The organism is Thiohalocapsa sp. (assembly GCF_022340605.1).
Lineage (GTDB): Bacteria > Pseudomonadota > Gammaproteobacteria > Chromatiales > Chromatiaceae > Thiohalocapsa.
Map to the genome: position 1 here is coordinate 1 of NZ_JAJDNQ010000116.1, position 6,557 is coordinate 6,557.

Here is a 6,557-nt window from a genome sequence, read left to right on the forward strand (position 1 = left end):
TCACTGCGGCGCGGCGCGCGGATTCATCTGAGCCTGATCACCCTGCTGCTGTTCCTGATGGGCGCCGGCTATTTCTTCGGCGACGCGTTCCTGCTGCTCTACACGCACGCGCACATGCCGCTCTTCTACGGCCCCGGCTACGAGGAGATGTCGGTGACGCTGCCGCTGCTCGGGGCCGCAATCCTGCTAGTACTCGGCATGGGCATTATCACGGTCTATTTGCTCAACACCGGCCGCGGTGTGCCGCTGCTGGCCGTGACGGCGGTGCTCTTCCTGGCGGTGGTCGGGCTGCGCTATACGCCGTTCCTGACCGGTGCCGTGCAAGAATTCATCGTCAAGCCCAACCAATCCACCCGCCAGCGGCCTTACATCACCAACAACATCCAGGCAACGCTGGCAGGCTACGGGCTCCAGCACGTGGAGACGCGCGAGTATTCGATCCGCGAAGAGGCCTGGGAGGAGATCACCCCCCGGGTCAGGCAGAGCCTGCAGAACATTCCCATCTGGGACGAAGACAACCTGCTGCCGGTGTATCGCGAGCTGCAAGAGCTCCGGCCCTACTACTCCTTCCCGCGCGTCGACGTCGGCCGCTACACCGTGGGCAACGTGTATCAGCAGGTGTTCCTCGCCGCCCGCGAGATCGACCTCGAGAAGCTGCGCAAGCCGCTACAGACTTGGGTCAACCACTGGCTAAAGTACACCCATGGCTATGGTGTCGCGATGACGCCGGCGGCACAGACCGCGGGTGAGCCCATGGACTGGCTCATCCAGGGCATCCCGCCGCAGTCGTCGCGGGGCGTGACCATCGACCAACCGGCCCTCTACTACGGCGACGGTGCCTACCATCCGGTCATCGCACCGAACGCGAGCCACGAGGTGGATTATTCGACCAAGGCCGGCGTGAAGCTCTCCGACTACCGCGGCAAGGGCGGTGTTCCTGTGGGCGGCCTGTTCCGCAAGCTGGTATTCGCGCTCTACTTTCGCGACGGTAACATCCTGTACACCACGCAGACCACCGCGGACAGCCGGCTGCTGTTCCGGCGCAACGTGCAGGAGCGCATCCGGTCCCTGACCCCCTTCCTGATCCTCACGCCACACCCCTATGTCGTCATCGCCGACGGCAAGCTGTATTGGATTCAGAACGCGATGACGGCCAGCGACTGGTACCCCTACGCCACCCACTACCACGGTCCCGCGGACGAGTTCAGGTCGCCGCCGTTCAACTACATCCGTGACTCGGTGAAGATCGTGGTAGATGCGTACAACGGCACCGTGAGCTATTACCTCGCGGACCCCGGCGACCCCATCGCCGCGGCCTATGCCCGCATCTATCCGGGCCTGTTCAAGCCCTTCGACGCGATGCCGGACGCGCTGAAGGCGCACGTACGCTACCCGAAGAGCCTGTTCGACGTGCAGATGGACATTTATGCACGCTACCACCAAACCGACCCGCGGGTGTTCTACGACCAGGAGGACGTCTGGGAGCTGCCGAAGGTGGCCTGGCGCAAGCAGACCGACCGCATGCGGTCCTATTACCTGACGCTCAACCTCATCGACCCCGATCGCTTCGAGTTCGGCCTCTTCCTGCCGATGAACGCCCTGGGCCAGCAAAACATGCGTGCGTTGGCACTCGCCGGCAGCGACGGCGACGACTACGGCCGGATCATCGTCTACGACTTCCCGAAGGGCGCGCTGGTCTATGGCCCCGCGCAGGTGAACGCTTTCATCAAGCAGAACCCCCACATCACCGCGCGGCTCACGCTATGGAACCAACAGGGCTCGCGCGCAAGGCGGGGCCGCATGGTGGTCGTGCCCATCGAGGGCGTCATGACCTACATCCAGGGCATCTTCCTGCAGGCGACGGCCGTGTCGCAGATGCCGCAGTTGGCGCGGATCATCGTCAGCCAGGGTCGGCTCGTGGTCATGGAAGTGTCCCTCGAGGACGGGTTCCGCGCGCTGAACAAGCTGATCGAGAAGGATCAAAAAGGCAAGACGCTGCACAAGGTGCCACCGCCCAACCAGACACCCAATGTGACGCCCAACTCTGGCGAGGCAGACTCGGGCTGAGCCGCGCCGACGCGGACGTGGCGGTGCACGACCTGGTGAATAATCTGCAGGGTGGGGCGTGAAATCCACCACTATCCTGAGGTGTCCCCACGAATTGCGCCGCACCGGACTGCTCGCCACCTGCGCGGCCCGCTGGGAGCGCCGGCTTTCAGCCGGCTCGCCGTGTGCCCGGCTCGACGCCGGGCACGCGGCGTCAGGGCATCGACACGGCACGTGGATGGTCCAGGGTTTGCAGAAACACGGCGGGCCCACCGCATCGTTCAGGCAAACTCGAGAGGGGCATCATGGCCACCATCATCACCGCGCAATACCAGAACAACCAGGCCGCCGGCAATGCCGTCGATGACCTGATCTCTACCGGCGTCCCGCAGGAGCGCATTGCCACCGACCCGGACCATTGGCGCGTGATCGTGACCACGGGCCCCCTCGCTGAGCCCGAGATAGCCGAGATCCTGAACCGCCACCAACCGACCGAGATGCACACGCGCGCGGGCGACTGAGCCGGGGCACGGCGCCCGCGGCCGCGCCACTCGGGCCCGTGCGACGTGCACAAGGGTGGCGACCGAGCCCAGCCCGGCTATTTCGCCCCGGCGGCAGGGCCCTCCTCGGCGGGCTTCCCGCCAGCAGGCTTGGCGGCGGCCGGTTGTGGCTCGGCGGGTGCGGCGTCCGCGGGCTGTGTCTCGGCACCACCGGCGCCCTCTTCTTGCGCCACCAGGTAGTCCACCACCTCGAACATGCGCGCGACGCTGCCCGTCTGCGTGGCGCTGGTCACGTACTTGCCATTGACCACCATAGTCGGCACGCCTTCGAGGTTGTAGCGCTGCACCAACTCGGCGGCCTTGCGCACCTGCATATCCACCGGGAAGGAGTTGTAGGCGGCGCGGAAGGCGTCCTCGTCGATGCCCTGCTCGGCGGCGAAGGCGATGATCTGCTCCTCGGTCAGAATCTTGCGTCGCTGCTCATGCATGGCCTTGAAGAGCGGCTCGTGCAGCTTGTCCAGCACGCCGAGCTGTTGGGCCGCATAGAATGCCTTCGCGTGCGGCACCCAACGCGGGTCCGCCGCCGCCGGCACGCGGTGGAAGGTGACATCCGCCGGCTTGTGCTCGAGCCAACGCTGCATCTCCGGCTCCAGGTGGAAGCAGTGCGGGCAGCCGTACCAGAAGAACTCCAGCACCTCGACGTCGTCGCCGGCCTCGGCGCGGACGGGGTCGCTCACCAGGCTGTAGTCGATACCCTCGTCGAACTCCTCGGCCGGGGCTGTCGGCGCCGCCGCCGCACTGCCGGCGACCGCCAGCAACAGCAAGGCAAGGCAGGCGAGGACGGCCCAGGGTTGCGGGCGCCGGCGGGATTGCTCGTGGACGGTCATGTCATGGTCACCTCTGGCCAAGAATAAGTTCTCGAATGTCCGGCAAGCGCCGCCGGTGGACAAGGGGCGGCGGATCTGGCCGGGTCGCGATTCAACCTGGATTCGGAAGCTGGACCACGAAGATCACGAAGGGATTGAGGACGATGCGGAAGTACGCTGCAACCCCCGCCGGCTGAAGCCACCAATGGTGGCCACCGCTGCCAACCCTTTCTTATTCTTCGTGTTGCTTCGCGCTCTTCGTGGTGAGCTGCTCTCTTTGGGCTCAAGCGCATGGGGGCTGCTCCTCCGGGCGCCCAAGCCCGCGTCGCGCCACCCATCCAACGATTGCCGGGTGGCGAAAACGCCCGCGCCGGAGCGGCCCGGGCACCTCAGCGCACCACCGGGTGCACCAGGTAGTCCAGCACCACACCGATGAAGATCACCATGCCGAAGTAGTTGTTATTCAGGAAGGCGATGAAGCAGGGCTTGGGATCACAATCGCGCATCAGCCACTGCTGATACACGGCCAGCAGCGCGGCGATGCCCAGCCCGGCGAAATAAATCCAGCCGCGGCCTTCGGCATCGCCCACCCAGAACAGCATGGCGAGCATGAGCACCTGCAGCAGCGCCACCATCAGGCGGTCGTAGCGGCCGAACAGGATCGCCGTGGACTTGATGCCGATCTTCAGGTCGTCGTCCCTGTCCACCATCGCGTACTGGGTGTCATAGATGAGCGCCCAGACCACCGTGGCCGCGAACAGCACCCAGGCCTGGAACGGGATCGTCTCCTGGATGGCCATGTAGGCCATCGGAATGGCCCAGCCGAAGGCGGCGCCGAGAAAGACCTGCGGAAAGTGCGTAAAGCGCTTCATGAACGGGTAAATGCCCGCCAGCAGCACGGCCACCACGGACAACGCCACCGTCTGCCAGTTGAGCTGAAGCACCAGCACGAAGGCCACCAGCGACAGCACCACGAACACCCCCACCGCCTCCAGCGGCGAGATCAGCCGGCGCGCCAGCGGCCGGGCGTTGGTGCGCGCCACGTGGCCGTCGAAGTCCCGGTCCGCGTAGTCGTTGATCGCACACCCCGCCGAGCGCATCAGCACCACGCCAGCGATAAAGATCACCACCACCAGCCAGGGCGGCTGCCCGTTACCGGCAAGCCACAGCGCCCACAGCGCCGGCCACATCAACAGGAAGATGCCGATGGGCTTGTGCAGCCGCACCAGGTGCACGTAGGCATCCAGGCGCTCGCGCCAGGTGGGCGCGCGCTGCGTGCCGAGGTTGATCTCCGGGAGGCTCATCGTTCGCTGTCGAAGGTTTGCTGGCGTGGTATTCGGCGGGGCCGCCCCCGGCGCCGGAGTCCGGTGCCGCGACGAGCGCCCACGGGGCCGATGGCGGTACACGCGCCGGACCGGCCGAAAAGTACGGGATTATCGCACAGCGCCGCGGCTCGGTCCGACGGCGGCGAGCGCGCCGTTCGGCACTTCCGACCGGCGCCGGTGGATCGCGGGGCTTGTCGAGGAGCCGCGGAGGACACCCGCCCGGACCAGGCACCCGAAGCCCTCGACCCATGCTGCGCGGCTCTCTCCCGCACAGCGCCTCACGACGGGTGCCCGTGCCTGGACAACGCGTTTGCACCGCCGCGGAGCCGGGCTGACGCTCGGCGACGGGCTGAGCTCACACCCGCCGAGCGGCGATCGGGATTTCGATGAGGCGTTTGCCGCATCGCACGACCTTCAATCGAAATCGCCGGCGCGCTAGCGGCGCCCCTACTAACCGACGGATGGAGTTGCGGGGCGTACGCAAGGCGTTGACAATGACGACGTTTACTCGAGGGAATCGGGGACAGACTACTTTTCTGTGCTTGCCCACGGCAACCCCAACGATCTACTCGCTGACCATCTCGATGCCAAGACGCGCCCGTATCGCCGCGGGCTTTCCGATGCACGTGATTCTGGGCGGGATCGACCGGGCCGCTGGAGATACGGCGTCGCGCACAGAAACGGGGTCAAGAAGCGGGGTCAGCCCTTGCAATCCGGCACGGTATCAGGTCGGGTCCTGCCGTCTGCCATCGTCTCTGCACACCTCCCAAGTCCGGGCAGTGGTTATGGCCCGACTTGGTCTTCAAGTGGAATGCCTGACTCCAACGCTCGCGTGAACCCGCGCATGCACACTTGGACCGCAAGTGTCGGCTGCATCCCGGAGTGACGTGCTTGAGGCTATCAACGGCCATATCGGCAACCAACAGCGGCTACGCAAAGAGTGCGGTCAAGAACTAGGGCTGACATTCCACACCAACCGGCGTCAGTCTCCGTTTGTCGACGTCACACATGCCGGGAGTGCAACGATGGCCGGAACTTGGTGGACCGCTGCCGTGCGTACGATGTTACGTGTTAGAGCCTGGCGGCCTCTGTACAATGTGCAATACTCCCTTCTGCGTCACCACCTTATCGGCGCCGCATCCGAGCTGCATTTTCACCGCAGCAAGATCCATTTGTGAGAGGTCAAACAATGATGGCACAACTCAATGGTAGATACATCTTCGACCAAGATGACAACTACGAGGCTTACCTGAAGGCCGCTGATGTTGGAATGATCCAGAGGACAGCGATGGCGTCTACGAAGCCGGACATCTTGGTCGATGTAAAGGAAGACCAAATCACAATCGCCGAGGTCACCACCTTGAGGACCATCGAGGTATCTTTCCGATTGGGACAGGAGTACAAACATGACCCCGGAACAGGCCGCAGCGCTAGCTATGTGACCGTGCTCCAAGGGGATGATACTCTCGCAACCACGGAAGTCGACGACCCCACCGCCAGTACGATTTACAAGTTCACGAACGACAGCCTGGTCATCACCCTGACGACCAAGGGGGTGACCGCAACGAGAACCTTCCGGAGAGCCTAAGGCACCTGAATCATCATTTCGCTGCCCCCGCTCGCGATGGAAACGCGGAGCGTGGTCTTGTAATCCAGCATTGCCGAGCGGTTCAAAGATGCCTGATTGCAAGACCCTGGGGGTCATGCGCATTGGGGGTCAGGTCTTGCAAACACATTGAGCACATTGAGGGTCAGGTCTTGCAATCCAGCATCTCCCCGCTATGCTTTGAGCCATGGCCAGACCCCTACGCATCGAGCTG

General features: G+C 64.5%; 5 protein-coding genes. 3 read left to right on the forward strand and 2 right to left on the reverse strand.

The annotated features are described in order from the left end of the window. On the forward strand, window positions 1-2,067 hold a 2,067-nt coding region (locus LJE69_RS14985), incomplete at its 5' end, for a UPF0182 family protein (protein WP_296926505.1). Window positions 2,068-2,351: 284 nt separating this feature from the next. Further along, window positions 2,352-2,567 (forward strand): hypothetical protein, encoded by a 216-nt coding sequence (locus LJE69_RS14990; protein ID WP_296926507.1) that lies wholly within the window; start codon window positions 2,352-2,354, stop codon window positions 2,565-2,567. A 77-nt stretch (window positions 2,568-2,644) separates the two neighbouring features. Here LJE69_RS14990 and LJE69_RS14995 read toward each other — a convergent pair whose 3' ends face one another. After that, complete coding sequence (locus LJE69_RS14995) at window positions 2,645-3,433, reverse strand: thiol:disulfide interchange protein DsbA/DsbL (protein WP_296926509.1); 789 nt, start codon at window positions 3,431-3,433, stop codon at window positions 2,645-2,647. Window positions 3,434-3,801: 368 nt separating this feature from the next. Beyond that, on the reverse strand, window positions 3,802-4,716 hold the full coding sequence (ubiA, locus tag LJE69_RS15000) for a 4-hydroxybenzoate octaprenyltransferase (RefSeq protein WP_296926512.1): 915 nt from the start codon (window positions 4,714-4,716) through the stop codon (window positions 3,802-3,804). A 1,210-nt stretch (window positions 4,717-5,926) separates the two neighbouring features. Between ubiA and LJE69_RS15005 the strand changes: the two genes are divergently transcribed. Beyond that, entirely contained in the window at window positions 5,927-6,325 is a 399-nt protein-coding gene (locus tag LJE69_RS15005; protein ID WP_296926514.1) for a lipocalin/fatty-acid binding family protein, read from the forward strand. Window positions 6,326-6,557 lie beyond the last annotated feature (232 nt).

Bases quoted from the DNA above. Each gene is read 5' to 3' on its own strand.
- LJE69_RS14995 (WP_296926509.1), bottom strand. From the start codon at position 3,433: ATGACCGTCCACGAGCAATCCCGCCGGCGCCCGCAACCCTGGGCCGTC.
- LJE69_RS14990 (WP_296926507.1), top strand. From the start codon at position 2,352: ATGGCCACCATCATCACCGCGCAATACCAGAACAACCAGGCCGCCGGC.
- ubiA (WP_296926512.1), bottom strand. From the start codon at position 4,716: ATGAGCCTCCCGGAGATCAACCTCGGCACGCAGCGCGCGCCCACCTGG.
- LJE69_RS15005 (WP_296926514.1), top strand. From the start codon at position 5,927: ATGATGGCACAACTCAATGGTAGATACATCTTCGACCAAGATGACAAC.